23 protein-coding genes are annotated in these 23,698 nt (G+C 31.7%); 5 read left to right on the top strand and 18 right to left on the bottom strand.

The features are described 5' to 3' along the window. Positions 1-38: 38 nt before the first annotated feature. The 3 genes from VBY68_RS00320 to uvrA all read right to left on the bottom strand — a co-directional run bounded on the left by VBY68_RS00320 (position 39) and on the right by uvrA (position 4,334). Positions 39-1,133: a hypothetical protein gene (locus VBY68_RS00320; protein ID WP_415268499.1), complete on the bottom strand. Its 1,095-nt coding sequence runs from the start codon at positions 1,131-1,133 to the stop codon at positions 39-41. Positions 1,134-1,165: 32 nt separating this feature from the next. After that, positions 1,166-1,381, bottom strand: coding sequence for a hypothetical protein (locus tag VBY68_RS00325; protein ID WP_415268500.1), 216 nt, complete (start codon positions 1,379-1,381; stop codon positions 1,166-1,168). Positions 1,382-1,541: 160 nt separating this feature from the next. Continuing rightward, positions 1,542-4,334: an excinuclease ABC subunit UvrA gene (gene uvrA / locus VBY68_RS00330; protein WP_415268501.1), complete on the bottom strand. Its 2,793-nt coding sequence runs from the start codon at positions 4,332-4,334 to the stop codon at positions 1,542-1,544. A gap of 234 nt (positions 4,335-4,568) precedes the next feature. Here uvrA and VBY68_RS00335 point away from each other — a divergent pair, with 234 nt between their 5' ends. After that, entirely contained in the window at positions 4,569-5,150 is a 582-nt protein-coding gene (locus VBY68_RS00335) for an RNA polymerase sigma factor (protein ID WP_176550516.1), read from the top strand. A 241-nt stretch (positions 5,151-5,391) separates the two neighbouring features. On the opposite strand, the gene VBY68_RS00340 is transcribed toward VBY68_RS00335, so the two are convergent. Then, a complete protein-coding gene (locus tag VBY68_RS00340) occupies positions 5,392-6,048 on the bottom strand; it encodes an endonuclease III domain-containing protein (protein ID WP_121148731.1) in 657 nt (218 codons plus the stop codon). Positions 6,049-6,157: 109 nt separating this feature from the next. On the opposite strand from VBY68_RS00340, the gene bcp reads away from it, so the two are divergent. Further along, positions 6,158-6,610, top strand: a complete 453-nt coding sequence (gene bcp, locus VBY68_RS00345; RefSeq protein ID WP_124590236.1) for a thioredoxin-dependent thiol peroxidase — start codon at positions 6,158-6,160, stop codon at positions 6,608-6,610. 37 nt (positions 6,611-6,647) lie between these two features. On the opposite strand, the gene VBY68_RS00350 is transcribed toward bcp, so the two are convergent. Genes VBY68_RS00350 through VBY68_RS00370 form a run of 5 tightly spaced genes read right to left on the bottom strand, consistent with a single transcriptional unit; the run spans position 6,648 to position 11,837 of the window. Continuing rightward, positions 6,648-7,619, bottom strand: coding sequence for a sterol desaturase family protein (locus VBY68_RS00350; RefSeq protein WP_099213846.1), 972 nt, complete (start codon positions 7,617-7,619; stop codon positions 6,648-6,650). Positions 7,620-7,673: 54 nt separating this feature from the next. Next, positions 7,674-8,312: an alpha/beta hydrolase gene (locus VBY68_RS00355; protein WP_415268502.1), complete on the bottom strand. Its 639-nt coding sequence runs from the start codon at positions 8,310-8,312 to the stop codon at positions 7,674-7,676. Between the two features lie 3 nt (positions 8,313-8,315). Next, entirely contained in the window at positions 8,316-8,642 is a 327-nt protein-coding gene (locus tag VBY68_RS00360; RefSeq protein WP_099213844.1) for a hypothetical protein, read from the bottom strand. Positions 8,643-8,646: 4 nt separating this feature from the next. Further along, on the bottom strand, positions 8,647-9,906 hold the full coding sequence (locus VBY68_RS00365) for a dihydroorotase (RefSeq protein ID WP_415268503.1): 1,260 nt from the start codon (positions 9,904-9,906) through the stop codon (positions 8,647-8,649). Continuing rightward, positions 9,903-11,837 (bottom strand): BatA domain-containing protein, encoded by a 1,935-nt coding sequence (locus VBY68_RS00370; RefSeq protein WP_415268504.1) that lies wholly within the window; start codon positions 11,835-11,837, stop codon positions 9,903-9,905. Before VBY68_RS00370 ends, VBY68_RS00365 begins: the two co-directional genes overlap by 4 nt. Positions 11,838-11,958: 121 nt before the next feature. Between VBY68_RS00370 and VBY68_RS00375 the strand changes: the two genes are divergently transcribed. The 3 genes from VBY68_RS00375 to rlmF are packed head-to-tail and all read left to right on the top strand — an operon-like array spanning position 11,959 to position 15,073. Beyond that, the gene (locus VBY68_RS00375) at positions 11,959-12,624 is read left to right on the top strand and encodes a class I SAM-dependent methyltransferase (protein WP_415268505.1); all 666 of its coding nucleotides are present in this window, start codon (positions 11,959-11,961) and stop codon (positions 12,622-12,624) included. Beyond that, entirely contained in the window at positions 12,624-14,219 is a 1,596-nt protein-coding gene (gene bshC, locus VBY68_RS00380) for a bacillithiol biosynthesis cysteine-adding enzyme BshC (RefSeq protein ID WP_415268506.1), read from the top strand. The genes VBY68_RS00375 and bshC overlap by 1 nt, the downstream gene beginning before the upstream one ends. Beyond that, a complete protein-coding gene (gene rlmF, locus VBY68_RS00385) occupies positions 14,219-15,073 on the top strand; it encodes a 23S rRNA (adenine(1618)-N(6))-methyltransferase RlmF (RefSeq protein ID WP_415268507.1) in 855 nt (284 codons plus the stop codon). Before bshC ends, rlmF begins: the two co-directional genes overlap by 1 nt. Positions 15,074-15,288: 215 nt before the next feature. Here rlmF and VBY68_RS00390 read toward each other — a convergent pair whose 3' ends face one another. The 9 genes from VBY68_RS00390 to VBY68_RS00430 all read right to left on the bottom strand — a co-directional run bounded on the left by VBY68_RS00390 (position 15,289) and on the right by VBY68_RS00430 (position 23,536). After that, positions 15,289-17,130 carry a PLP-dependent aminotransferase family protein gene (locus VBY68_RS00390; protein ID WP_415268508.1) on the bottom strand — a complete coding sequence of 614 codons (1,842 nt, stop codon included), beginning with the start codon at positions 17,128-17,130 and terminating at the stop codon, positions 15,289-15,291. 301 nt (positions 17,131-17,431) lie between these two features. Beyond that, entirely contained in the window at positions 17,432-17,701 is a 270-nt protein-coding gene (locus VBY68_RS00395) for a hypothetical protein (RefSeq protein WP_415268509.1), read from the bottom strand. A 9-nt stretch (positions 17,702-17,710) separates the two neighbouring features. Continuing rightward, positions 17,711-17,944: a hypothetical protein gene (locus VBY68_RS00400; protein ID WP_415268510.1), complete on the bottom strand. Its 234-nt coding sequence runs from the start codon at positions 17,942-17,944 to the stop codon at positions 17,711-17,713. A 142-nt stretch (positions 17,945-18,086) separates the two neighbouring features. Continuing rightward, the gene (locus VBY68_RS00405) at positions 18,087-20,225 is read right to left on the bottom strand and encodes an amino acid permease (RefSeq protein ID WP_415268511.1); all 2,139 of its coding nucleotides are present in this window, start codon (positions 20,223-20,225) and stop codon (positions 18,087-18,089) included. Between the two features lie 509 nt (positions 20,226-20,734). Beyond that, positions 20,735-21,271 carry an HD domain-containing protein gene (locus VBY68_RS00410; protein ID WP_415268512.1) on the bottom strand — a complete coding sequence of 179 codons (537 nt, stop codon included), beginning with the start codon at positions 21,269-21,271 and terminating at the stop codon, positions 20,735-20,737. A gap of 114 nt (positions 21,272-21,385) precedes the next feature. Next, on the bottom strand, positions 21,386-21,796 hold the full coding sequence (locus VBY68_RS00415; RefSeq protein WP_415268513.1) for a hypothetical protein: 411 nt from the start codon (positions 21,794-21,796) through the stop codon (positions 21,386-21,388). Next, positions 21,793-22,128 carry a hypothetical protein gene (locus VBY68_RS00420; RefSeq protein WP_415268514.1) on the bottom strand — a complete coding sequence of 112 codons (336 nt, stop codon included), beginning with the start codon at positions 22,126-22,128 and terminating at the stop codon, positions 21,793-21,795. The genes VBY68_RS00415 and VBY68_RS00420 overlap by 4 nt, the downstream gene beginning before the upstream one ends. A gap of 39 nt (positions 22,129-22,167) precedes the next feature. Further along, complete coding sequence (locus VBY68_RS00425; RefSeq protein WP_415268515.1) at positions 22,168-22,707, bottom strand: SMI1/KNR4 family protein; 540 nt, start codon at positions 22,705-22,707, stop codon at positions 22,168-22,170. A gap of 109 nt (positions 22,708-22,816) precedes the next feature. After that, a complete protein-coding gene (locus VBY68_RS00430; protein ID WP_415268516.1) occupies positions 22,817-23,536 on the bottom strand; it encodes a suppressor of fused domain protein in 720 nt (239 codons plus the stop codon). Positions 23,537-23,698: the final 162 nt, after the last annotated feature.

The raw sequence follows: 23,698 nt of genomic DNA on the forward strand, positions 1-23,698 counted from the left end.
TCCTAAGTTCGTAATGACGTTTGTTCAACAATTATTAGTTATTTCATAGCGTATAAGCGTTTATTATTGGTATCTGGTTTTACGTGTTCTAACTCTCCGTAAGGTTTAGTTAAAGGTTTTAAAACACATAGAGCAGAAGCTTTACCTTTTATAATTAACTGACTGTTTTTTACAGTGTAGGTCCATCTAAATTTCTCCACAGGAATATTTGTTTTTTCAACCTCTTTCATTAAAGCTTCTTCGCTAGCAATAAAATCCATAATTTCTTCTTGCATTACAAAGTGAGGAATTTCATTATCAGAGTTATGGTAATCCAATTCTAGATTTACAGGAATAGTATACTGAATTGTATACGGTTCTCCCACGTAACGTTCTTTTTCATTATTTAATGCATCGTACCAAGAAATTTCTTTTTCTTCTGGATATTTTTTAGCAATTTCTTTTGATAAATCTACTTTACCAGGCGAGTTTGCTGTTGGATAAAACACATAGTATGGTTGTGCTAAATAATGATTAGAAAACTCACCTCCAAAAACATTGTAATATGGTGAAGCAACTACTTGTGGAATTTTGTTTTCGGTTATAAAGGCACTTTTTAAAGTGTTTACTAAATCAGTGTTTTCAGCCAATTGATTTGTATGAAAAATAATTTTAGTATCATCTGTGATTGCTTCACTTTTTACTGAAGGTAATGAGCCTTTAGTAATTGTTTTTTGTAAAGTTTCAGCAGTTACTTTATCTCCTTTAATTACTGTTTCTAAGTTCATTGCTTTGAACGGATTATTGTTGTTTACAATATGAACTTCTCCATAAGGGTTTTCAGTAGCATTGTTGTTCATCCAAGAAATAATTTCTTCTACTGAATATTTACCATTGATTATTTCGTAGTTTTTTTCTTTGAAATATACCCTAGCACTATCGTAAAAATGACTGTTTCCTTTGTCGTTTCCTGTAATAAACACTACAGGTTTTCTGTATTCCACAGCTGGTTTTTCAATAGTTTCTTCTGTGGTAGCAACATTTCCCAGTTCTTGATTTTTGTTGTCACTCTTTGTGTTATCACAATTTGAAAATACTCCGATTAGTAGTAGTAATCCCATTACTGTACCTACTTTTAAAATGTTTTGTTTCATAGTTTTTTGTTTTAAGGTTATTATAGTTACTGTTATTGTTGTAAAATGATGGTTACATCCTTTCCTAAATTCATATTAGATGATAGTTTATTTAAAATGTTAGGAAGGTTTCGGTCATTAATCCACTGACCGTTTTCTTGTTTTTCAACAGAAGCGATTAATCCGCTTGTGTTTATTTGTAATTTTAAACTTGTGTATTTTTCCAAATACATTTTTAATACTGATGAATAATTGTTGTTTAACCACATAATTGCTGTTTTTATATGATCAAAATTACCACAGATGTATAGGTAAATTAGGAGTAAATTAGAATTCGTAGTAGATAAATTAGAATTCGTTATAGATTAAAAAAAATAACTCCTTGTTTTTTGCAAACAAGGAGTTATTCATAGGAAAAAGAGAAGTTTCTTAGTAGTTTAATTTCTCTTTTAAATACTTAGAGGTATATGATTTTTTGTTTTTTGCTAATTCTTCTGGAGTGCCTGCAAAGATTAAGTTCCCACCTTTTTTCCCACCTTCTAAACCAAGGTCAATAATATAATCAGCACACTTAATCAATTCAATATTGTGTTCAATAACAATGATTGAGTGTCCTCTTTCAATTAAAGCATTAAAAGAAGCTAATAACTTTTTAATATCGTGAAAATGTAATCCAGTAGTAGGTTCATCAAAAATGAACAAAGCTTTATCTTTAGTGTTTCCTTTTACTAAAAAAGAAGCCAGTTTTATACGTTGTGCCTCACCACCAGAAAGGGTAGAAGACGATTGTCCTAACTGTACATAACCTAATCCAACATCTTGTAAAGGTTTTAATTTTCGAGCTATTTTGGTTTGTTCATGTTCTGTAAAAAAAGCAACGGCATCATCAATGGTCATATTCAAAATATCATCGATTGATTTTCCTTCAAAAGTTACTTCCAGTACTTCTTTTTTAAAGCGTTTACCTCCGCAGGTTTCACATTCTAAATGCACATCTGCCATAAATTGCATTTCTATAGTAACTTCTCCTTCACCTTTACAAACCTCACAACGACCACCATCTACATTAAAAGAAAAATGTTTTGGTTGGTAGTTTCTAATTTTAGATAGTTTTTGAGTTGAAAGTAATTTACGAATATCATCATACGCTTTTATATACGTTACAGGGTTAGAACGTGAAGAACGACCAATAGGATTTTGATCGATAAACTCTACATGTTTTAACAAGTCAAAGCTTCCTGTAACATCTGTATGTTGTCCTAGTTTTTCGCCATATCCAACTAGCTTTTTTTGCATCGCAGGATACAAGATTTTTTTAACCAAGGTACTTTTACCACTACCTGAAACTCCAGTAATAACTGTTAAATTATTAAGAGGGAAAGAAACATCAATGTTCTTCAGGTTATTTTCACGAGCACCAATAATATCAATAGAATTTTTTGATGTTCTTCTACTAGTAGGGGTTTCAATTTTTAATTCTTCTGATAGATATTTAGCTGTTAGCGATTCAGATTGTAGGATATCTTCAAAAGTTCCTTCTGCAACCACATTTCCACCATAGGTTCCTGCTTCAGGACCAATATCAATAATGTAATCAGCCTCTTTCATGATGTCTTCATCATGTTCAACTACAATTACGGTATTACCTAAATCGCGTAGGTTTTTTAAGACTCCAATTAATCTTTCTGTATCTTTTGGGTGTAAACCAATACTAGGCTCATCTAAAATATACATAGAACCTACTAACGAACTACCTAATGAAGTGGCTAAATTAATTCGTTGACTTTCACCACCTGATAGCGTGTTAGATGTTCTATTTAAAGTTAGATAGCTTAAGCCAACATCTGTTAAAAACTGTAAGCGATTATTTATTTCGGTAAGTAAACGTTTACCAATTTTTTCTTCGTATTTATTTAATTGAATATTATTAAAAAATACTGCCAACTCATCTAGAGGTAAGGTTACTAATTCATCAATAGTTTTACCATATACCTGAACGTAGTTAGCTTCTTTACGTAAACGTTTTCCGTTACATTCGGTACATTTTGTTTTTCCGCGATAGCGAGACAGCATTACACGGTTTTGAATTTTGTAACTTTTTTCTTCTAGTTTTTTGAATAGATGATTAATTCCTTTGAATTTTTTAGTTCCATTCCAAACCAAGTCTTTTTGTTCATCAGTAAGTTCGAACCATGGTTTATGTATAGAAATTCCGAATTCTTCAGCATTTAGAATTAAATCGTTTTTATATTTCTTGTAGCTATCTGTTTTAAAAGGGAAAATAGCATTTTCATAGATAGATAAGCCTGTGTTTGGAATTACTAAATCTTCATCAATACCAATCACGTTTCCATATCCTTCACAAGTAGGGCAAGCTCCGTAAGGATTGTTAAAGCTGAATAAATGAGTGTTTGGTTCTAAGAATGAAATTCCGTCTAGCTCAAATTTGTTACTAAATTCAGTAGTATTTCCATCTGATAAATTTTCAATATAACAGATTCCTTTTCCTTCAAAAAAAGCTGTTTGTACGGCATCTCCCAAACGGTTGTAAAAATCTTCTTCGTCTTTTACAACAATTCTATCTACGACTAGCTGTAATTCATTTCCTTTAAAATCTTTTATAGGAAATTCATCAATTCTGTATACGGTGTCTTGATATTTTAAACGAGCATATCCTTGCTGTGTTAGTACTTGTAAAACAGTTTTTATATCTCTGTCTTTATTAATATGTATAGGAGCGAGCAATAACAACTTTGTACGTTCTTCAAATGTTTTAACATGATTGATAACATCAGAAACGGTATGTTTTTTTACTTCATTCCCAGAAATAGGAGAGAAGGTTTTACCAATACGAGCAAAGAGTAACTTGATATAATCGTAAATTTCAGTAGAAGTACCTACAGTTGAACGAGGATTGGTAGAGTTTACTTTTTGTTCAATAGCAATGGCAGGTGCAATTCCCTTGATATAATCTACCTTAGGTTTGTGCAGTTTTCCTAAAAACTGACGTGCATACGAACTTAAACTTTCTACATAACGGCGTTGTCCTTCAGCGTAAAGAGTATCAAAAGCTAAAGAAGACTTTCCTGAACCTGAAAGTCCAGTAATAACTACTAATTTATTACGAGGAATAACCACATCAATGTTTTTTAAATTGTGCAGTTTAGCCCCTTTAATTATAATATTTTCCTTTGGATTAACAGTTGAAATATCAGTCTTCATATACTCAAAAAAATAAGCGATAAAAATACCAATTTCAAGTGGTTTTAATAAACAAACTATAGTATTTTTCTCTTTTTTTATAGTTTTTTTTGTATTTATTAATAAAAAATCTAATATTTGTAACTCGTTATTAATCAATAAATAATAGCCTATAGCAAGATAATTACTTTTATAACTTAATATCCCCTAACCAAAAGAGAACTAGTAAGTTGCTCTTTTAAAAAAGTAATTATTATGCAAAACATAGTAGATGACAGTGTTTTAGTAAAAAACTACATTAATGGTAATGAATACGCCATAGAATTATTGATTAAACGGCACCAACAACGTCTTTATAGCTTTATTTATAGTAAAGTACAAAATAGAGATACTACAGAAGATATTTTTCAAGACACCTTTATAAAGGTAATAAGAACGCTAAAAAAAGGAAATTATAACGAAGAAGGTAAATTTTTGCCTTGGGTTATGCGTATTGCTCATAATTTAATTATTGACTTTTTTAGAAAGAACAATCGTATGCCTACATTTAATAATACAGAAGAATTTGATATTTTTTCAGTATTGAGTGATGGAGCCTTAAATGCAGAAGGAAAAATAATAAAAGAACAAATTTTAAATGATGTTAAAGAGTTAGTTGAAGAGCTACCAGATGAACAAAAAGAAGTTCTAAAAATGCGTATTTATAATGATATGAGTTTTAATGAAATATCTGAAAATACAGGTGTTAGTATTAACACAGCATTGGGTAGAATGCGCTATGCTTTAATTAATTTGAGAAAAATAATAGAAAAAAATAAAATTATTTTAGTCAGTTAAACAATATTTGGAAAAATGCATCGTTAAATCATTGATTATAAGTAATAATAAGGGAATTATATATGATGCAAATTTACACAAAGAAGTCTCCTGACTTTAAAATGGAACCAAAACAAGAAACAGTTCAATATTTGATTAATTTTTCTAAATCGCTAACAGTAGTTAAAACAAAATCAAACTATCTCATTGAATTGAATTTGAATTAAGAGTGGAAAAAGCTTCAACAAGGTTGGGGCTTTTTTTATGCTTTCTTTTTATTATAATCTTCTATTACCGATTTTCTTCCAACCGTTTTTGTAATAATATCATTTTCTAACTTCCAACCACGAGCAGGAGAGTATTCTCTTCCGTAATAAATAATTTGTAAGTGAAGTTTATTCCATAATTCTTTTGGAAATAGACGTTTTGCATCTTTTTCTGTTTGAGCAACACTTTTACCATTAGATAAATTCCAACGAAACATCAATCTATGAATATGCGTATCTACAGGGAAAGCAGGAATGTTAAAAGCTTGCGACATTACCACACTAGCAGTTTTATGACCCACTGCAGGTAATTCTTCTAATGCTTCCATATCAATAGGAACTTCACCATTATGCTTTTCAATTAAGATTTTAGATAAACCGTGAATTCCTTTCGATTTCATTGGTGATAAACCAACAGGTTTGATAATCTCTCTAATTTCATCAACAGTAAGCTTTACCATATCGTACGGATTATCAGCTTTTTCAAATAATAAAGGTGTAATAGTGTTTACACGCGCATCTGTGCTTTGAGCAGACATTAATACAGCAATTAATAATGTGTAAGGATCTTTATGGTCTAAAGGAATTGGAGTTTCAGGATATAACTCTTCTAAAGTATCTATAACAAATTGAACTTTTTCTGCTTTCGTCATTGCTTTATAAAATTTGAAAAAATCAAAGGTACAAAGAAGCTTCGTATGTTTTATGGATAATCAAAATCAACTTTGTAACTTTGACTTTATAACTTTGAAGCAAAATAATATGACAACACTAAAAATAGGAGATAAGGCACCAAATTTTGAATCGGTAGACGAAAAAGGAAATGCAGTAAAACTTTCTGATTATGCAGGAAAAAAACTAGTATTATTCTTTTATCCAAAAGCAAGTACACCTGGTTGTACAGCAGAAGCTTGTGATTTACGAGATAATTACAAAACTTTTTTAGCAAAAGGATATGATGTTTTAGGAGTGAGTGCAGATTCAGCAAAACGTCAACAAAACTTTATTAATAAAAATGAATTACCTTTTCCTTTGTTAGCAGATGAAAGTAAAGATGTAATTAATGCTTTTGGTGTTTGGGGACCTAAAAAGTTTATGGGAAGAGAGTATGATGGAATTCACCGTACCACTTTTGTGATTGATGAGAATGGAGTAATTGAAGATGTAATTACGAAAGTAAAAACAAAAGAACACGCAAATCAGATATTAAAGTAATAGTATATCTAGCTAATAAAAGAAAAAAGTCGAGTATTTACTCGACTTTTATTTTTTGCGGACTTACTCTTAATTCTTTAGGAGTTGTTATCACTTCTGTAGTGGAAGCAAGTTCTTCTTGTAACTCTTTACTTGTTTTAGTACTACCATCATGACTCCATCCAGGAGGCATAAACACATATTTTAAACGTGTTGTTAATGGTAAATCCTTTTTTCGGTTAAAAAAGTCTTTAAAAATTTCTTTCCACTCATGAAAAATGATGTTAACCGGTCCTTTATCTTCTAAAGGTTTCGTTAAACCATAACGTAATTTTTCGTATTCAGTTTCATCTTCTTCAGCCTGAAAAGTTCCAAAAATACGATCCCAAATTATCAATACCATTCCCATATTTTTATCTAAATACTTAGTATTAGAAGCATGGTGAACTCTATGGTGAGATGGAGTAACAAAAATATAACCCCACCATCCTAATTTACTTTTAATAAAGTTAGTATGGCACAAAGTTCCGTAGTTTTGATTCATGGCGTATGCAAACATAATGTGCAATGGCATAACACCTAGAAAAGCCAAGGGTAAAAAGAACATGTACCTAAATAAAGGCTGCAAAACTGGAGATCTAAAACCAGTTGAAATATTATAAAATTCAGAGTTGTGATGTGTTACGTGTACAGCCCAGAAAAATCGCGAATGATGATCTACATAATGGTGTATGTAGTATAAAAAGTCTTGTCCTATAAAAGCTAACAACCAATATGCCCACGACATGTTACCTTCCCAATCAATAATTCTGTATTGATAACAAAATCCCATAATAGCAAATGAAGTAACCTTCATTAACAAGTCTAGGCTAAAATTTACTAGGGCAAAGTAAACATTAGTAGCTGTATCTTTAAAATCGTAGTTTTTAGCTTTAGCTCGATAGCTAAAGAACATTTCGAGTAAGATTACTGAAATGAAAAATGGAGCACTCCAGTAGTATAATATATCTTGATTAAATATGTTGCTCATGCTATTTTTTTAATTGCAAAACTATTTAATTTTACTCAATTTTACTGTTAAAGTTTATAGTCTTTCCTCAATCCAACTTTTAAAGCTATAAAAGTTTTGAGGAGCTACACCATGTCCTACAGGATATTCAGAATATACATTAGCCAATTTAAAGTCTTTCAATAAAACAGGAGCCTTACGCGCCCAGTCTATAGGAAGAACTTGATCTACAGTTCCGTGAGAGATATAATAATCTGTAGCAATTGAGTTGTCTATTTCTGCTGGTAACAATTCTTCATTAATATAACCGCTTAAAGCTACTACGTGTTTTACCTTGTTAGGGTATTTAAAACTTAAAGCATAACTTAAAATTGCTCCTTGACTAAATCCTAATAAAAATGTTTTATCAGGGTTTGTATTGTACTTTTCTTTAATTTCATCTATAAAAGACGCAATCTTATCAACCGATTCAGCTGCTTGTTTTAAATCAGAAAACTTACCGTTAACTGAATCAAAATTTATAGCATACCAAGCATAGCCACCATACCCCATATCATGAGGAGCTCTGGCACTTACAATTAATAAATCGTCTGGTAATTCTTCAGCAAATGAAAATAAATCTTGTTCGTTGCTACCATATCCGTGTAATAAAATTAATAAAGGAGGCTTAGCATTTGAGGTTTTAGGTTCTCTTACAATATATTGTAAACTCATGTATTAAATTCCTTTAAATAGGTTTTGAAATTGCTCACCAACAACCGGTACAAGCTTTTTTTCTCCTTTTAAAACAGCTAAAAGGCTAATTAGCCAAAGTACAAATAGTAGTACCCCAACAATCCATCCAGCATTACTACCTAAATACTTATAAACTACCCATCCGTTTAAAAGCTGAAGAACATTTAAACCAAGCATTTGCCTAATATAAAAGCTAGCAAAAGCGTTTTTTTTGTTCATGTTTAAAACAAAAGCTATAATAAGTCCTATAACTGTAAAATGACTAATGATTGCTTCGGTTTTTCCTTCGTTTACTGTTAAATTTTCCATGATTTTATGAGTTTAGAATTAGTTGACTATTATTGTAAATACCGTATACTTTTCCTTCTAATTTTTTCTCTAGAAAGATACTGTTTTTTGAGGTGGAAATAATATTTTCCTTTGAGAAAGTATAGGCTCCATCAGGATTAAAAATAGATAAACTAGCTTTTTCATCTTCTTTTATTGAAGCCAATTCAACGTTAAAACGCTTTCTTGGATTGCTTGTTAAGCAGTTGATAATAGTTTCTAAATCTAATACTGTATTTAAAGCACCAAAAGCACTTTCTAAACCAATAGTTCCGTCTTTTGCGGTAGAAAATTCTACTTTTTTATGTTCAATATCAATAGGATTATGATCTGATGTAATCATATCAATAATACCCTCTTTTAACCCTTGTATTAAAGCTTTTCTATCTTCTTCTGTGCGTAGAGGAGGATTTACTTTTTTATTAGCTTCAAAGCCATGTAGCTCGTCATCTGTTAATATTAAATTGTGTACAGCGACACTACACGTTACATCTAAGCCTTTTTCTTTCGCCTCTTTAATAAGTTGAACAGATTTAGCTGTTGAGATAGTAGGAATGTGTAATTTTCCTCCTGTATATTCTAATAAAAATAAATCGCGAGAAATTTGAATTTCTTCTGCAAGTGCAGGAATTCCTTTCAACCCTAAAAGAGTACTATTTTTACCTTCATTAGCAACACCTTCACCAGCAATTAAGTTATTTTTAGGGAAGCTTAGTACTAATCCGTCAAAGTTTTGAGCATACAACAAAGCTATCTTTAACAAATTATCATTGCTAACAGGTTTGTTATAATCACCAAAAGCAATAGCACCCGATTGTTGCATGTCAAACATTTCAGACATTTCAACTCCTTTACTTTGCTGTGTTAAAGCTCCAATAGGATGAATGCTAGTTGCAGCTCCGTTTACTTTATTAATTAAAAACTCAATAGCCGATTTATTATCAACTATAGGGTGTGTATTTGGATTAATAGCTACATGTGTAAAACCACTTTTAGCCGCTACTTGTACACCATGTTGCAAGGTTTCTCGCTCTTCATAACCAGGTTCACCAAAAGAAACACTAGTATCAAACCAACCCGGAGATACGTGAAGATTATCAAGCGCTACAACAGTATAGTTTTCTTCACTAGTAATGTTGTTGTCAATTTTGGTAATAATACCGTCAGTAATTAAAATATCTTTAGTTTGTTGGTGGTAAGGACTAGAAGCATCTATTATTGTTGCCGATTTAAGCAGCGTTGTCATGGTTTAAAGAATTTTAAAATCAAAATTTCTAAAAGCAAAGATACAATAGCTAAGCCCAAAAACCATTTCCAAAGCCATTGAATTTTGTTTTCATTATTAATATTTTCTAAGGTGTTTTTAACTGAAGTAGATATGGTCATACCATTAGCTTCAGAAAGCACTAAAAAGTCTAAGACACTTTCATCTTTATTGTAATTAAAAGCAATATTTCTAAGCACATTATTTTGTTGTTGTACTTGATAAAACCCAGCAGTTAAAGGCTGGTCTTTGGTTGTGATACGTGTTTTGTTTTGAAAAGTTTGCTGTAAAGGAATAAAAGAACCTTTGCTATTAACAATGCTTAAAACTTCATCTTTACCTAGTTGCGTATCAATATCAATAGTATTTTGTTTGTTTATTGTATAATACAATTCAGAAAGTTGTAAACTCTGTTTTCCTATGTTATAAAAAACAGGAACAATTAAAGGAGAGTTTGTAAAATTACTATTGTCTTTATTTAGAGGGGCAGCTACCCAATACATAGAAGCATTTGTTAAACTAATCTGTTTAATAAAACCTTGTTTGTTCTCAAAAGAAACAATATTGCTAGCATTTTTAAACTCAGTATTAAATGAGGTTTTTACAAATGGATATTGAAAGTTGGCTACCTTCTTTTCAAAAACATTTTTTAAAAGAGGATGATTATAATTAATCGAAGTAACCTTTAAGCTATCACTTTTTAGTGAAAATAACTTTCCTGTATTTAGTTTATTAAAAAAGTTGTTATAAGAAGAAAGAGTTACTTTATTACTTGGAATTACAACTATATTTCCACCCTGTGCTGTATAGCTTGCTATGCTATTTATAAGTGTTTCAGGAATATTTTCTAACTCATTTAAGACAATAAGATGTTGCTTATCTATTAAGTTATAATTTACATTTTGTAGCGAAGAAGAAGTAAAGTTAAATTCCTCTTTAGTATAAATTCGTTGTAAGAAGTTGTTTGATTCTCCAATAGCTAGTACATTAATTTTTTCATTAGCATTAATGGTGAAATAAAATGAATTATCAAACCCGTAGGTGTCGTTAAAATTAATAGCTACTTTACCTAAAAACACAGGCGCTTTTACAACAGAAAAAGTAACCTCTGTAGTCTTGTTTTCCTCAATACTAAAGGTTTGTTTATTCAACAATTTGTCATTATTGTATATGGCAATAGGAATATCATTTTTGGCATTTCCTTGATTTTTAACAACAATATGGACGTTAAAATTAGACCCACCATTATCGTCAACAAAAATACTATCAATAGAAACATTACTTTTTTGTTCAGGCACTAACTTTACAAAAGAAGTATTTTTAGGGGCGTTGTCAATTCCTTCTTTTTTAATGTTTTGAAAATCAGAAATTACAATGTTTTTGGTAGGAGAAGTTATAGACTTATGTTCGCTAGTCATTTTTAGAAAAACATCAGCAAGGTCTCTACTTTTTGCGGTATTTGTTGTTTTTAACAATTCTTCTTTTAGTTCAGAAGCTGTTTTATTTGCATAAAAATGATCGTTTGTAAGTAAAGAATAACTTGTTTTCTCAGTAGAATTTTCAATAATTTCTTGTGTAGCGATTTGCAGTAAATTACCCTTTTCTCCAACAGCATTAGTACTTAAAGAGTTATCTAAATATATAAAGAAATGCTGCTCTTCATCTAATTTATGATTACTAAAGTAAGGTTGAGCAAAGGCAAAAATTAGAGCAGTAAGTAACAGTAAGCGAGTGGCTAAAATCAGCCATTTTTTTATACGAGAACTTTTACGTGTTTGCAATACTAACTTTTGTAAAAAAGCTACATTGGTAAACGGAACTTTTACAAATCGCTGTAGTTGGAACAGGTGTACCAAAATAGGAATGAGTAAAAAAGCTAAGAAATATAAAATCTCAGGATGTTTAAACTGCATAATTGTAATTTACTAACTGTAAAAATACCTAAATAGATGGTTAAAAAAAGAATGTAGTTAAAAATCTGTTAGAAGTCTGGTAAGTTTTCGACAAAGGATTAAATTTTCCTATTTTTGGACTATGACTACAAAAGAGAGTGAGTGTAACATTCCGGAAGAAATTAATTATAAAAAACACTGGAATGCTGCCTATGTAAAAAATCCAACAGAAAAACTAGGCTGGTTCGAAGAAAATTCGAAAGAAACTATTCAATTATTAAAAGAATCCAAAGTATCTAAAGACGCTAAAATCTTAAATGTAGGCGTTGGTTCATCCATGTTAATTGACGAGCTAGTAGCTGATGGATATTCAGGTTTAATAGCAAATGATTTATCTGAAAAAGCTTTAACCGATATACAAAATCGATTAGGAAAAGATGCATCAAAAGTTAATTTTATAGCTGATGATTTAGTGACTCCAACCAAGTTACATGAGCTTGATGAAGTTGATGTTTGGAATGATAGAGCGGTACTACACTTCTTTCTAAAAACCGAAGAACAGAACGCCTATTTTAATTTATTAAAGAAGCTTGTAAAAGTTGACGGATTCGTAATTATTGCTGTTTTTGCTTTAGACGGAGCAGAAAAATGTTGTGGACTGCAATTACAACGTTACAATACGGAAATGCTACAAGAAAAATTAGGAAACGATTTTGTTTTAGTCAATAGTTTTAATCACACATTTGTAAATCCGTACGGAGGAGAACGTCCGTATGTTTACACCTTATTTCAAAGAACACACAAGTAATGAACGTAACCAATATACCTTATAAAAACACAGGATTCTTTTCTAAAACAATGGAGGATTATTTAAAGGCTGATGAAAATATTCAACCTTTTTATAACCGTTATCCGAGTTTACGAAACTTTGAAAAGCAACTAGAAGAAAAGAAAGCAAATCCTATTTCAAGTACTCAAAGAAAAAGATTGGTTGAAGTATTGAGAAAACAATACAAAGACATTGATTTGTCGTTCGACACGCAAAAAAATATAGAAAGCTTACTAGAAGAGAATACATTTACTGTTACAACAGGACATCAGCTGAACTTATTTACAGGACCGTTATACTTTTTATATAAGATTATATCAACTATAAATATGTGTGAGCATTTGTCAATGCAATTTCCGAATGAGAATTTTGTGCCCGTATATTGGATGGCAACTGAAGATCACGATTTTGAAGAAATTAACTTCTTTAATTTTAAAGGGATAAAAGTACAGTGGAACTCTGACCAAAAAGGACCTGTAGGGCGTTTTACAACCGAAGGGTTACAAGATGTTTTTGAAGTGTTTGCAGAACATTTAGGAAGTTCAAAAAATGCTGTTCAAATAAAAGAGATATTTGAAAAAGGATACTTGCAACACAAAACATTAGCAGATGCAACTAGATATATAGCCGATAAACTTTTTGGAAAGTATGGTTTGGTAATTTTAGATGCTGATGAAAGAGAATTAAAAAGAGCACTAACACCGTATGTAGAATACGATTTGTTGCACGAAACCTCTTATAAAGAAGTATCGAAAACAATTACAGAACTAGAGAAATCATATAAAATACAAGTAAATCCGCGTGAAATAAACTTGTTTTATATCACTGATAGGATTCGCGAACGTATTGTTCTTGAAAACGGAATTTACAAAGTAAATAATACAGATATTTCTTGGACAAAGGATGAAATTCTAGACCATTTACATAGTCAGCCAGAATGCTTTTCACCAAACGTAATTATGCGCCCACTATACCAAGAGGTAATTTTACCGAACCTATGTTACATAGGTGGAGGAGGAGAGTTAGCCTACTGGTTAGAGTTAAAGGCATATTTTGATAAAGTAAATGTTCCGTTTCCTATTTTGTTATTAAGAAACTCAGCTCAAATACTTTCAGAAAAACAATTAGGAAAGTTAGAGAAACTAAACGTTTCAGAAGAAGAGTTGTTTTTAAAACAAGATGATTTACTAGCAAAAAAAGTGTTAGCTAATGGCGATACTAAGGTAGATTTTACCAAGCAAAAGCAGTTTTTACAACAACAGTTTGACGATTTACGTAAGGTAGCTCAAAAAACCGATGTTTCTTTTGTTGGTGCAGTAAATGCACAAGAAAAAAAGCAGATAAAAGGATTAGAAAACCTTGAAAAAAGATGGTTGCGAGCAGAAAAAAGACGCCAAAAAGAAATGGTTGAAAGAATCGTAGCTTTGCAAAACGAATTGTTACCTAATCAAAGTTTAGAAGAACGTCAACGTAATTTTTCAGAGTTCTATTTAGAATATGGAGCCGACTTTATTAAAGTTCTAAAAGAAAATTTACATCCGTTACAACTAGAGTTTACCCTTATTACACTTTAATGGCAGATAAAAAAGGATTACACAGAAAAAACAAACACAAAAACGGATATAATTTTAAACTCTTAAAAGAAAAGTATCCAAAAATAGAGGAGTTTGTTATTGAGAAATTTGAGAAGGAAACCATCGATTTTTCTGACCCAATAGCAGTAAAAGAGTTTAATAAAGCATTATTAGCTGCTCACTATAATATTAAGCATTGGAATTTTTCTGATGATAATTTATGTCCGCCAATACCTGGAAGAGTAGATTACATCCATCATTTAGCCGATTTGGTAGCAGATGAGGAAAACGTAACGGTGTTAGATATTGGTACAGGAGCAAGTTGTATTTATCCTTTGTTGGGAATTGCAGAATATGACTGGAATTTTGTTGCTACTGATATCGATTTAGATTCACTAGATTATGCTCAAGACATTATAGATGATAATGGTTTTACTGAAAAAGTTGAATTAAGACAACAGTTTAAAGAAGAACATATTTTAGAAGGAATCATAGAAACAGATGATGCCTTTACGGTAACGATGTGCAATCCACCATTCTATAAATCGGCAGAAGAGGCGAGAGGAGCCAACCGAAGAAAATCGAGAAACTTAGGAAATAATGCTGTCCGTAATTTTGCGGGGAACTCTAATGAGTTGTGGTATATAGGTGGAGAGAAAGCTTTTTTACATACCTATTTATATGAGAGTTTTAAGTTTCCGAAAGTAAGTACATGGTTTACGAGTTTGGTTTCTAAAAAAGAAAACGTAGAAAGCTTACAAAACTCAGGTAAGAAATTAGGAGTTAAAGAATTTAAAGTAATTCCTATGCATCAAGGGAACAAGGTAACACGTATTGTGTGCTGGAGGTTTTAGAAAAGGAAAGAAACTTTCTAAAATAATAAATAAACGTCATTTCGACCGAAGGGAGAAATCTCACTAAGGTTGGTTACTCTGATTATTGAGATTTCTCAGTCGTAGCCTCCTTCGAAATGACGTTTTTATTATGTCATTTCGAACTGAAGTGTAACGAAAGGAGAAATCTTTAAAATAGGAGTTACTCATATAGTCGAAATGACGTTTTGTAGTTCTTAAATACCTTTTACAAAATCAAGGAAAACTTTTTTATGAAGCTCTAAATCCATATTAGGAGAAAGCGCTACACGAGCAATATAATCTTTATCACCCTCTTTGGTAGTTCCTTGGGTTGAGGTTGCAGGAATCGTCCAGTAACAACCTTTTAACTGTCCGTAGCTTACACAATACTTACTTTCATTTGGTATTTCGGTAATCATTAAATTGATAAGCTTTAAGTTTAAGGCTCTTTTATACGCTTCTTTTTCTTCCGCAGTATTTCCTTTGGTAGGAAGGTCTAACGAAAATACCGATGGCGTAAACCCTTGTGCTGCTAATTCCTCAGAAACAAAATTGATTTTAGCATCAGGTAACACTTCATGAATAAAGTTTACAAACTCACGCGTATTCTTATAAGCATCGCTAATTCGTTGCGTCATAGAAGGCATTTGTGCAGCTAATATTTCATATTGAAGCGGTGTAGCCTCGTTATCGCAAATGTGTAAGTGCTTTTCTATTTTTTCAATTAAAGCATTGGTTGTTTTGTTTCCAACACAGTATCCAGCAGTACATTTTCCACCACTTGGGAATTTAGAACCACTAGCAAACGAAATAGTTCTAATATTGGCTAACATGTCTGAATCTCCTAAAAAGTGGACATTCGGACAAAAAGTTTGGTCTAAAATAAACACAGGATCAACTGCTGTTTCACCAGTAGGAGTCGTACGTTTCTTACTCAAAACATCTCTTAAATCGGTAAGGTTTGGTACTTCTACTCTTGGATTGGTTGGAATTTCAGCAATGATATACGAAACCGCATCTTGTGCTGCAATGTTAGTTAACACGGTATCAATACTTTCTACCATATCATTATCCCCATCAACAGGTAAATCAACAATGTCTACGTTGTTTAAACAAGCGGCAACACGTCTTGCTTGGTCGTTGGTACCACCGTAACAGTTTGGAGGTACTACAATTTTAATAGCTTTCCCTTTGTGGTTTTCAAGAGCATCATCAATTAATCCCATTAAAATGGCGTATTGTATTGAAAGTCCACTTGATGCTACTAATGCTTTTGTACTGGTATTGGTAATTTCATTGATTAATTTTTCAACCTTCGCTTTGTTTTGTGCTACATCAGTAACCGTAACATCATACGGCTCATCGATAAGGCTTTTTAAAGCTTTTAACGAATTAGCAGGAGTCATGGCAATAGTTTCTCTTCTTCTTACATGTTGAATGTCTGAAATATAAGCGTCGTTTTGTGCACCGTTAACTAATAAAAAGCTTCCTAATTCTGGGTGTGTATTGATGTAGAAATCAACATTTGGTACAATGGTAAAGTTGCAAATAGCTTCTTGTTCAACAATCAATACGGTGCTACCATCAAACTCAGGAATAGCTTCAACACTATCCACCTTTTTTAATTCAAACTGATATCCGTATACATTTTTAATTACTTCTGCATCAAAAAAGCTAGGGATTTTATTGGTGTACACTATTTGCGTGTTTTTATTAGCAAACAAATTCGCTCTTAATACAGCCAACACAGGAACTGTTTGTGACGAAAAACTAATTACATTTTCTGCTTTTGTATTATATAGTTTGGCAATCGTCCACTCTAATACAGATGATAACGGATGCCCTAAACGAATATAATCGTACGCAGTTGGTAACTCGCTTAAAGCTGAAGCAGCAGCATTGTTGTTGTTGTACAAATCTTCAAACTGTTCTAAAAACTGGGTTTTGGCTAGTTTTTCTACATAAATATCCAGACGGTGCGTGGTTAGGTTTAACCAATCTGCCGGCATATTTTCTACAACATTTTTTATATACGTATGTAAGTTTTTGTCTTGCATTATAGGTGTCTTTTAATAAGACTGCAAGATACGTTAATTAGATTTTTTTGGAAAGGGGAGAGAGTTTTGTTTCGTTATCAGTTTTGTGTATGGGAAATTGTGTTTTTGTGTGCTAGGAATCTCCGAAGGAAAATTCAGTTGTAACAAAAATGTAACACCCTTTGTTTAAGTGCTAAGGTAAGCATTTTCTTATACATGTTGTAGGCTATAGTGCTTTTCAAAGCTCAAATTATTCTATTAAATTCCGTTTTTTATTTTTTCCGAATTTGAGTGAACTCGGTCAGTTTTTATTCTACCTTTTTTAAAATATTATTCCGACCAAATACACAATCAAAGTAATAATTCCTGCAAGTCCATAAATCATTATGTTTTTCAACGCTCCGATTGTATTTATAAGATAACAAAGAAGAATTTCAAATATATTCGCTTGTCGTGCATAAACTTTACCTTGTAAAGGTGAAATATCAAATACAGACTTCCCTAATGATGTTACATACTCTTTTGAAAAGGTTCTTAATATTGCATTTAAGCCTGCAATAATTATGAAAGAATAGATAAAGATTTTAATCATGTCAATTTTTTAAATTTGTTCAACTTCAATTATAAGTCTTAAATCAACTTTTTTTATGTAATTCATACAAAATGCGATTCTACATATAATTCTTTCTTCTCCATTTACATTTATTTTATTTCCAACTGTTCTACAAGGTGCTAATTCAAATTCTCCAAAATTTTCATTTGCTTCTTTATGATTTGTAGTTGAAAGTAATTCTATTTCTGTTCCTTCCTCTATTACTTGATATTGGACTTTCATATTTACTTTTTTAATTCCAAATAGATTGCATTTGAGTGATTTTCGCTATTGTGGCAATGGTTAAAACATTCTTCGTTTTAATGAATTGATATCGTCGCAATAGCGAAGTTAATTGTTTAAACCTTAGAAAACAAACCAAAAATTAAGTAGTCTCCTCCGTATCCAGTTTATCTATTTCATAACTCATATATTCCTTATACAGTTTTGCGATAGACTTGGTTTCTCCAAGTATAGTAAGTACATCGTCTTTTAGAAAAACAGTTGAACCATTAGGCGTAAACGTTTTGTCATTTCTTTCAACCAAAGCCACTAAAACATCTTTTGGTAGCTGAATTTCCTTTAGCTGTTTTCCTATCATGGTGTCTTGCGGAGTTCCTTCGAGTAGTTTGATACTTACAAATCGCTCGTTTTGTAATAAAAACTCTTTAATCTCCCTGTGGCTATTCATTTTAAGCAAGGTTTTTACGATGTGCTCTCGTTCTAAAATATCAAGAAGTCTCGATAGCATGCGCAATTGCTGTTTTGGGTTTTCATCAGAATTAATTAGAAAAGCACAGATTTGTATGGGCTTTTTAAACTCATAATCTTCAGACGGAAATGCGCCTTTAATTGGTTTTTTAGAAATCACAATTTTCATGGAAGGATGCGAAACACTCTTAAACTTGGCATGAAAAGCTAAAATACCAGGTAACGCTATTACAGATTCATCGGGTATCGATTGGAAAAACTTGTGTAGTACTCCTTCTTTGTTGAGGTCTAACTCCCTACAAAAGTAATCGGAAGCGATATTTAAAACCTTGTCAAAGTTAGTAGTATCCTTAATTATTTTTATTTTCGACTTAATTACGGTTTCATCAAAAGGATCGCCTTCACGAAGTCCTTTTTCTTTTAAAATAGTCATTAATTCATTTTCCAACTCGTCGTACTGATGCCTCCCTAAAAGCGCAAACCAATGAAAAATAGCGCCTTCTCGTTTTACTTTTCCTTTAGAATAGAAGTGATACCAAAGTAGGCCTATTACAATAATACCAGAGGTAAAAAGTATGGGCATCCATCCTAAATAAATAATAAGAATGAATGAAATAACAATTCCAATAACTTGCATAAACGGATATAATGGAGATAAATAGCCAGGGTCGTACGATTCTATTTTACTTTTTCTAAAAACGATAACAGAGAAGTTAATAAAGATAAAAATTAACAGTTGGAAGGTACTCGCAAGCTTTACAATACCTTCTTCTGATAGTACTAGAATGAATACTATAATTAATGCTGTGGTTAAAAATATAGCGACTACAGGACTTCCTTTTTTACCAATTTTGGCTAGAATAGCAGGAAACAGTTTGTCGCGCCCCATGGCAAACGGGTATCGTGATGCGGATAATAGTCCTGCATTTCCTGTTGAGGCAAAAGCGGCAAGTGCTGCTACCGACATTAATAATACTCCTACATTATTGGGTAACCATTTAAAAAGTTGTTCTGCGGCTGTAGCTGCTGGTGCTAGTTTGTTAGCAAAGGCAGTAGGCTCAATAAGAGTTACCATAATAAAAACACCCAAACCATAAATTAATCCTGTAACGACTAATGAAAGTATCATACCTAAAGGAATATTTCTTTCAGGGTTTTTAATTTCTTCTGCAACGCTTACTATTTGAGTGAGCCCTAAATAGGAAACAAAAACAAAACCTATAGTAGTAAACATACCCCCAAATCCGTTTGAAAAGAAGGGGGTAAATTGTTTGTTGATAGATTCGTTGGTAATAGTATCTGAGGTAAAGATGGAGAAAAGACCATCTGCAATAAAACCAACCAAAATGACTAATAGGAATATGACAAATACCTTTTGAAAGGCGGAGGTTTTTTTAGCACCTACTAAGTTTAACGCCATAAAAAAGAGAGTAGCCACAATGGCAACTATTTTGGTGGGTACTTCCCAAAATATAGCGGCATAAGCACCAATACCAATAATAGCAAAGGCTGTTTTAAGCATTAAAGCAAAATAGGTACCCAGTCCGCCAATGGTTCCCATGAGTGGACCTAAGCTTCTGTCTAAAAAAAAGTAAGCTCCACCTGATCGTGGTAAGGCTGTTGATATTTCAGCAATACTAAACATGGTGGGCAGTATTAATACACCTGCAAGTAAGTAGGCTAAAAATACAGAAGGCCCTGTGTAATGTGAGGCGATTCCTGGTAGTAAAAAGAAACCAGAACTAAACATAGCTCCAGTACTTATGGCAAAAACATCAAATAATCCTAAGTCTTTTTTTAGTTTGTTCCTCATGACTTTTGCGTTTAAGGCTTATTATTAAGTGGTTAGACCATGAGAAGATATGAAAAAAATTACACTTTTTAAGCGTGGTTAGATTAAGATAGTGTTTGTAATATGCTCTTTTAGAGTGTTTTTTGTTAGAAAGGCTAGCTTTTGTTGGTTGTTTTTATGGAGTGAAAATAGGGTGTGGTTTTTATCGGGGCGACACCCCAAGCCTAATTGGGATGAAACCCCAACGGTAATGGAAACGATACCCCAAGCCTAATTGGGATGACACCCCAATGGTAAGGGAAGCGATACTCCCTGCCTAAGGGGAATGACTCTCCCACGGTAAGGGGAATGATACTCCTTGCCTAAGGGGAGTGACTCTCCCATAGTAAGGGGAGCTATTTTAAACAGTGGTATATGCTACCGTGTAGAAAAATGTTAGTAAAGAAATGTAGTTTAAAGATATGGTAGCAATTTTTCAGAATAGGGGGGAATTGGCTACTTATACTAAGGGTTGGTAACGTGGAATGTTTTTATTTAATATACTTTTTGTATTCAGTAATTTTATTCTCTAATCTTTTATTTAAATATTCATTCTTGTTATTTAGTGCTTTATTAATTACGATAGCTTCAGATAAATAGTTTTGAATTTTATCTTTTTTCCAATGTTTTGGTGGTTCTTGAAGGTTTGTAATTCTGTCTGCTAATTTTACCATTCCAACTTCTTTTTCAAGTTTGTTTATTCGGTTCAAGCTGTCTGTCATTTTCTCTTTTTTAGAATCAAGATTTTTATTTTTAGTCAATGCTTGAACTCCAATAGCAACTTTTTCTCCAAACATATTCAATAACTCCGAAAAGTCGGTATCAGTATCTTCTAATGTATCGTGGAGTAACGCTAATTGAACAGCATAATTCAAATCGAAATTGTTAGCTGCATTATGTGCTAAGATTATTTCCATAGCAACGTTAGAGATGTGTAGTAAATAGTTAGAGTTTGTTCCAGGAACTTTTTGATCTTTGTGCTTTTCTCCAGCAAATTTTATTGCTTTTTGATAGAGTTCTTGTGTCATTTGAGGTGTTTTTCTGTTAAGAGAAGAGTTTTTTTAGCATAGTATATTATTGTTCAAGAGGATAAAAAGTAGTCGAGAACAAGCAATTACTTATAATAATTACTGTAAGTGGCTCTATTTAGGGTTGATAAATAATATTTTTCGGTTAAGCTCTTCTTCAAACTCATACAAAAAATTTAGTTCTTTTCCATATTCATCGTATTTCTCCCAAGGGGTTAATTTTTTTTCAGAGTCAAGAAAGCTTTTAATTTTTGCTAACACTTCTTTACGAAGCTGTTCAGGTATGGTATCCTCGAAATTTTCAATCCGATTGTTTTCTTCATAATTAATCAAAACATTATAAAACTCTAATAGTTGATTTCGGAAGTTATTTTTTATAAATATTTCAACAGAAAATTCAAGATCAGATAATTCTTGTGGTATTACCATGTCAAATATTGGGGTTACAACTAAATATGGCTCTCCCCAAGAAAATTTCTTCTCTTCTAATGAGCATTTAGGTAGTGTATCGGTGTCTATTTTCATTTGTTTTGATTGAGTATAATATAGTTAATGTCTTTTTTGTCATAAAGCAAGTAAATAATATCCTTTACTTTATACTTTTTGTAGATGTTTTTATCCACACTCAATTCACTTATATTTATTTTGTTTTTTACTTTATATTCAACTGTGAAATAATATCTATAGCTTATAGGTTTACCACTTAATACTTTTTCTTTATAAATAATGGTTCCTGTAGATTCAATTCCATTATTAGCTACATGATTATTTTTAATAATTATATATAATGGAAATCCAATGATTATGATTAAACCTAATAGTAATAAATACGACTTGGTTTTTTCTGTAGTGTTCAAGGTTTTGTTTTTTAGATATTTAATGAGGTAACTATACTGTTAGCTAGCATTTTCTTTTGCGTCACTATTCAATTCATTAATCATCGCTTCAAAATTAATATACTTTGGTTCAAACTCATCAAACATTTCATGATCCCACAAAACTATGGGGTATTCATTATTTGTGTGTTTATTATTTGTATCAAAACATAATAAGCCCCAATCACTCCAATTAGCAAAAGGTATTTTTCCTTTATCTAACAAAAGTTCACGAGGATATTCATTAAAAATCATTTCAGATAAAGAAGCTCTCCAAATACCTAAGGGATGTTCACAGAAGGAACACTCACTAATTTGAAGCTCATAAAAGTGTTTATACTTTAGAAATTTTATATATGACTTTGGAAGCTTATGCCCAAGTCTTGATTCAAACTCTTCAATTTCAATGTCAGTTACTTGGCTTTTAACAGGATTCCATATTCTCCACTCTTCGTTTTCATCTTGATTTGGGTCAGCCATTTCTGTAACTATTTTGGTTGGTAGTTTATTTAATTGAAGATAGGTGAGTTCTTTTAGGTATTCATCAATTATTTGCTCCATTTTTTAATTGTAGTTAAAGGTTTGGTTATGAATTGTTCATGTTGAATTCTAATTTTAGAGAGGTTGTCTAAATAAGGAAATGTGTAAGTAATGTTTTATATTACTTAGTTTAAAACAACCCAAAAAACTTTTTCTTTTTTACTGTATTTGGTCTATTTAAATCTAAGACATCATTAACACCAAACTTATCAAATCCATCAAATAAGGCTTCCACACCTTTTTTTAGTTTAAGCTCTACTTCTTCGGTATATAGAGGAACTAAAGTGTAAAAATCTATTGATTTATTTTTAAGTTTTAAAGTATGAAATTCTTCTCCAAAAATTACTGAAGGTAATAAGGCCATCGTGTTCAGCTTTGTGTTTTCTGCAAAAGGCTCTGCTGGATGTCCATTAGGTATGGTGTGTCCATAGCTTAACCAAGTATTGTATTCATGCGGAAATCTGGCTAGAAATTTTAACGAACGTATAGGCCAATAATTATTTTCATCGTTAAAATCTTCTTCAGAAACCTTCCATTCTTTAGGTAAACAAATACTTAGTTCACAAAAGTCGCAGTCTTCAATACCTTCTGGTGTTTGCATGGGTTTATCACTCATTCCCGACGTAACAAAGGTATGAAAAGGTTTTTCTTCAGTTGGTTTTACCCAGTGAATATCAATGTGAACTTGATCAGAGATTATTTCGTGAAAAACTAGGTCGATTTTACCTATATGTTTCTCAATATGATTAGAAATTTCTTCAATTGAAGGCTCACCCGATGCTATTTCAAAGTTTCTTTTATCTTTTTCATTGTACTTATAAATTGGTGCTCCTGATTCTGACTTTTCCATTTTTTGATTATTAAAGCTTTTACTAGTTTATATACATAATAAAATCACTATTACATTCCTATAATGGTAGAGTAAGGAGAAGTTTTAGCAATTTTTCCTCCAAATATAAAAAAAGGAAGATAAAAAAGTGTAACTTTTTTATCGGGTCAACACACGAAGCCT

It is taken from the genome of Tenacibaculum ascidiaceicola, from assembly GCF_047470925.1.
GTDB classification, from domain to species: domain Bacteria; phylum Bacteroidota; class Bacteroidia; order Flavobacteriales; family Flavobacteriaceae; genus Polaribacter; species Polaribacter discolor.

Bases quoted from the DNA above. Each gene is read 5' to 3' on its own strand.
- VBY68_RS00320 (WP_415268499.1), bottom strand. From the start codon at position 1,133: ATGAAACAAAACATTTTAAAAGTAGGTACAGTAATGGGATTACTACTA.
- VBY68_RS00325 (WP_415268500.1), bottom strand. From the start codon at position 1,381: ATGTGGTTAAACAACAATTATTCATCAGTATTAAAAATGTATTTGGAA.
- uvrA (WP_415268501.1), bottom strand. From the start codon at position 4,334: ATGAAGACTGATATTTCAACTGTTAATCCAAAGGAAAATATTATAATT.
- VBY68_RS00335 (WP_176550516.1), top strand. From the start codon at position 4,569: ATGCAAAACATAGTAGATGACAGTGTTTTAGTAAAAAACTACATTAAT.
- VBY68_RS00340 (WP_121148731.1), bottom strand. From the start codon at position 6,048: ATGACGAAAGCAGAAAAAGTTCAATTTGTTATAGATACTTTAGAAGAG.
- bcp (WP_124590236.1), top strand. From the start codon at position 6,158: ATGACAACACTAAAAATAGGAGATAAGGCACCAAATTTTGAATCGGTA.
- VBY68_RS00350 (WP_099213846.1), bottom strand. From the start codon at position 7,619: ATGAGCAACATATTTAATCAAGATATATTATACTACTGGAGTGCTCCA.
- VBY68_RS00355 (WP_415268502.1), bottom strand. From the start codon at position 8,312: ATGAGTTTACAATATATTGTAAGAGAACCTAAAACCTCAAATGCTAAG.
- VBY68_RS00360 (WP_099213844.1), bottom strand. From the start codon at position 8,642: ATGGAAAATTTAACAGTAAACGAAGGAAAAACCGAAGCAATCATTAGT.
- VBY68_RS00365 (WP_415268503.1), bottom strand. From the start codon at position 9,906: ATGACAACGCTGCTTAAATCGGCAACAATAATAGATGCTTCTAGTCCT.
- VBY68_RS00370 (WP_415268504.1), bottom strand. From the start codon at position 11,837: ATGCAGTTTAAACATCCTGAGATTTTATATTTCTTAGCTTTTTTACTC.
- VBY68_RS00375 (WP_415268505.1), top strand. From the start codon at position 11,959: ATGACTACAAAAGAGAGTGAGTGTAACATTCCGGAAGAAATTAATTAT.
- bshC (WP_415268506.1), top strand. From the start codon at position 12,624: ATGAACGTAACCAATATACCTTATAAAAACACAGGATTCTTTTCTAAA.
- rlmF (WP_415268507.1), top strand. From the start codon at position 14,219: ATGGCAGATAAAAAAGGATTACACAGAAAAAACAAACACAAAAACGGA.
- VBY68_RS00390 (WP_415268508.1), bottom strand. From the start codon at position 17,130: ATGCAAGACAAAAACTTACATACGTATATAAAAAATGTTGTAGAAAAT.
- VBY68_RS00395 (WP_415268509.1), bottom strand. From the start codon at position 17,701: ATGATTAAAATCTTTATCTATTCTTTCATAATTATTGCAGGCTTAAAT.
- VBY68_RS00400 (WP_415268510.1), bottom strand. From the start codon at position 17,944: ATGAAAGTCCAATATCAAGTAATAGAGGAAGGAACAGAAATAGAATTA.
- VBY68_RS00405 (WP_415268511.1), bottom strand. From the start codon at position 20,225: ATGAGGAACAAACTAAAAAAAGACTTAGGATTATTTGATGTTTTTGCC.
- VBY68_RS00410 (WP_415268512.1), bottom strand. From the start codon at position 21,271: ATGACACAAGAACTCTATCAAAAAGCAATAAAATTTGCTGGAGAAAAG.
- VBY68_RS00415 (WP_415268513.1), bottom strand. From the start codon at position 21,796: ATGAAAATAGACACCGATACACTACCTAAATGCTCATTAGAAGAGAAG.
- VBY68_RS00425 (WP_415268515.1), bottom strand. From the start codon at position 22,707: ATGGAGCAAATAATTGATGAATACCTAAAAGAACTCACCTATCTTCAA.
- VBY68_RS00430 (WP_415268516.1), bottom strand. From the start codon at position 23,536: ATGGAAAAGTCAGAATCAGGAGCACCAATTTATAAGTACAATGAAAAA.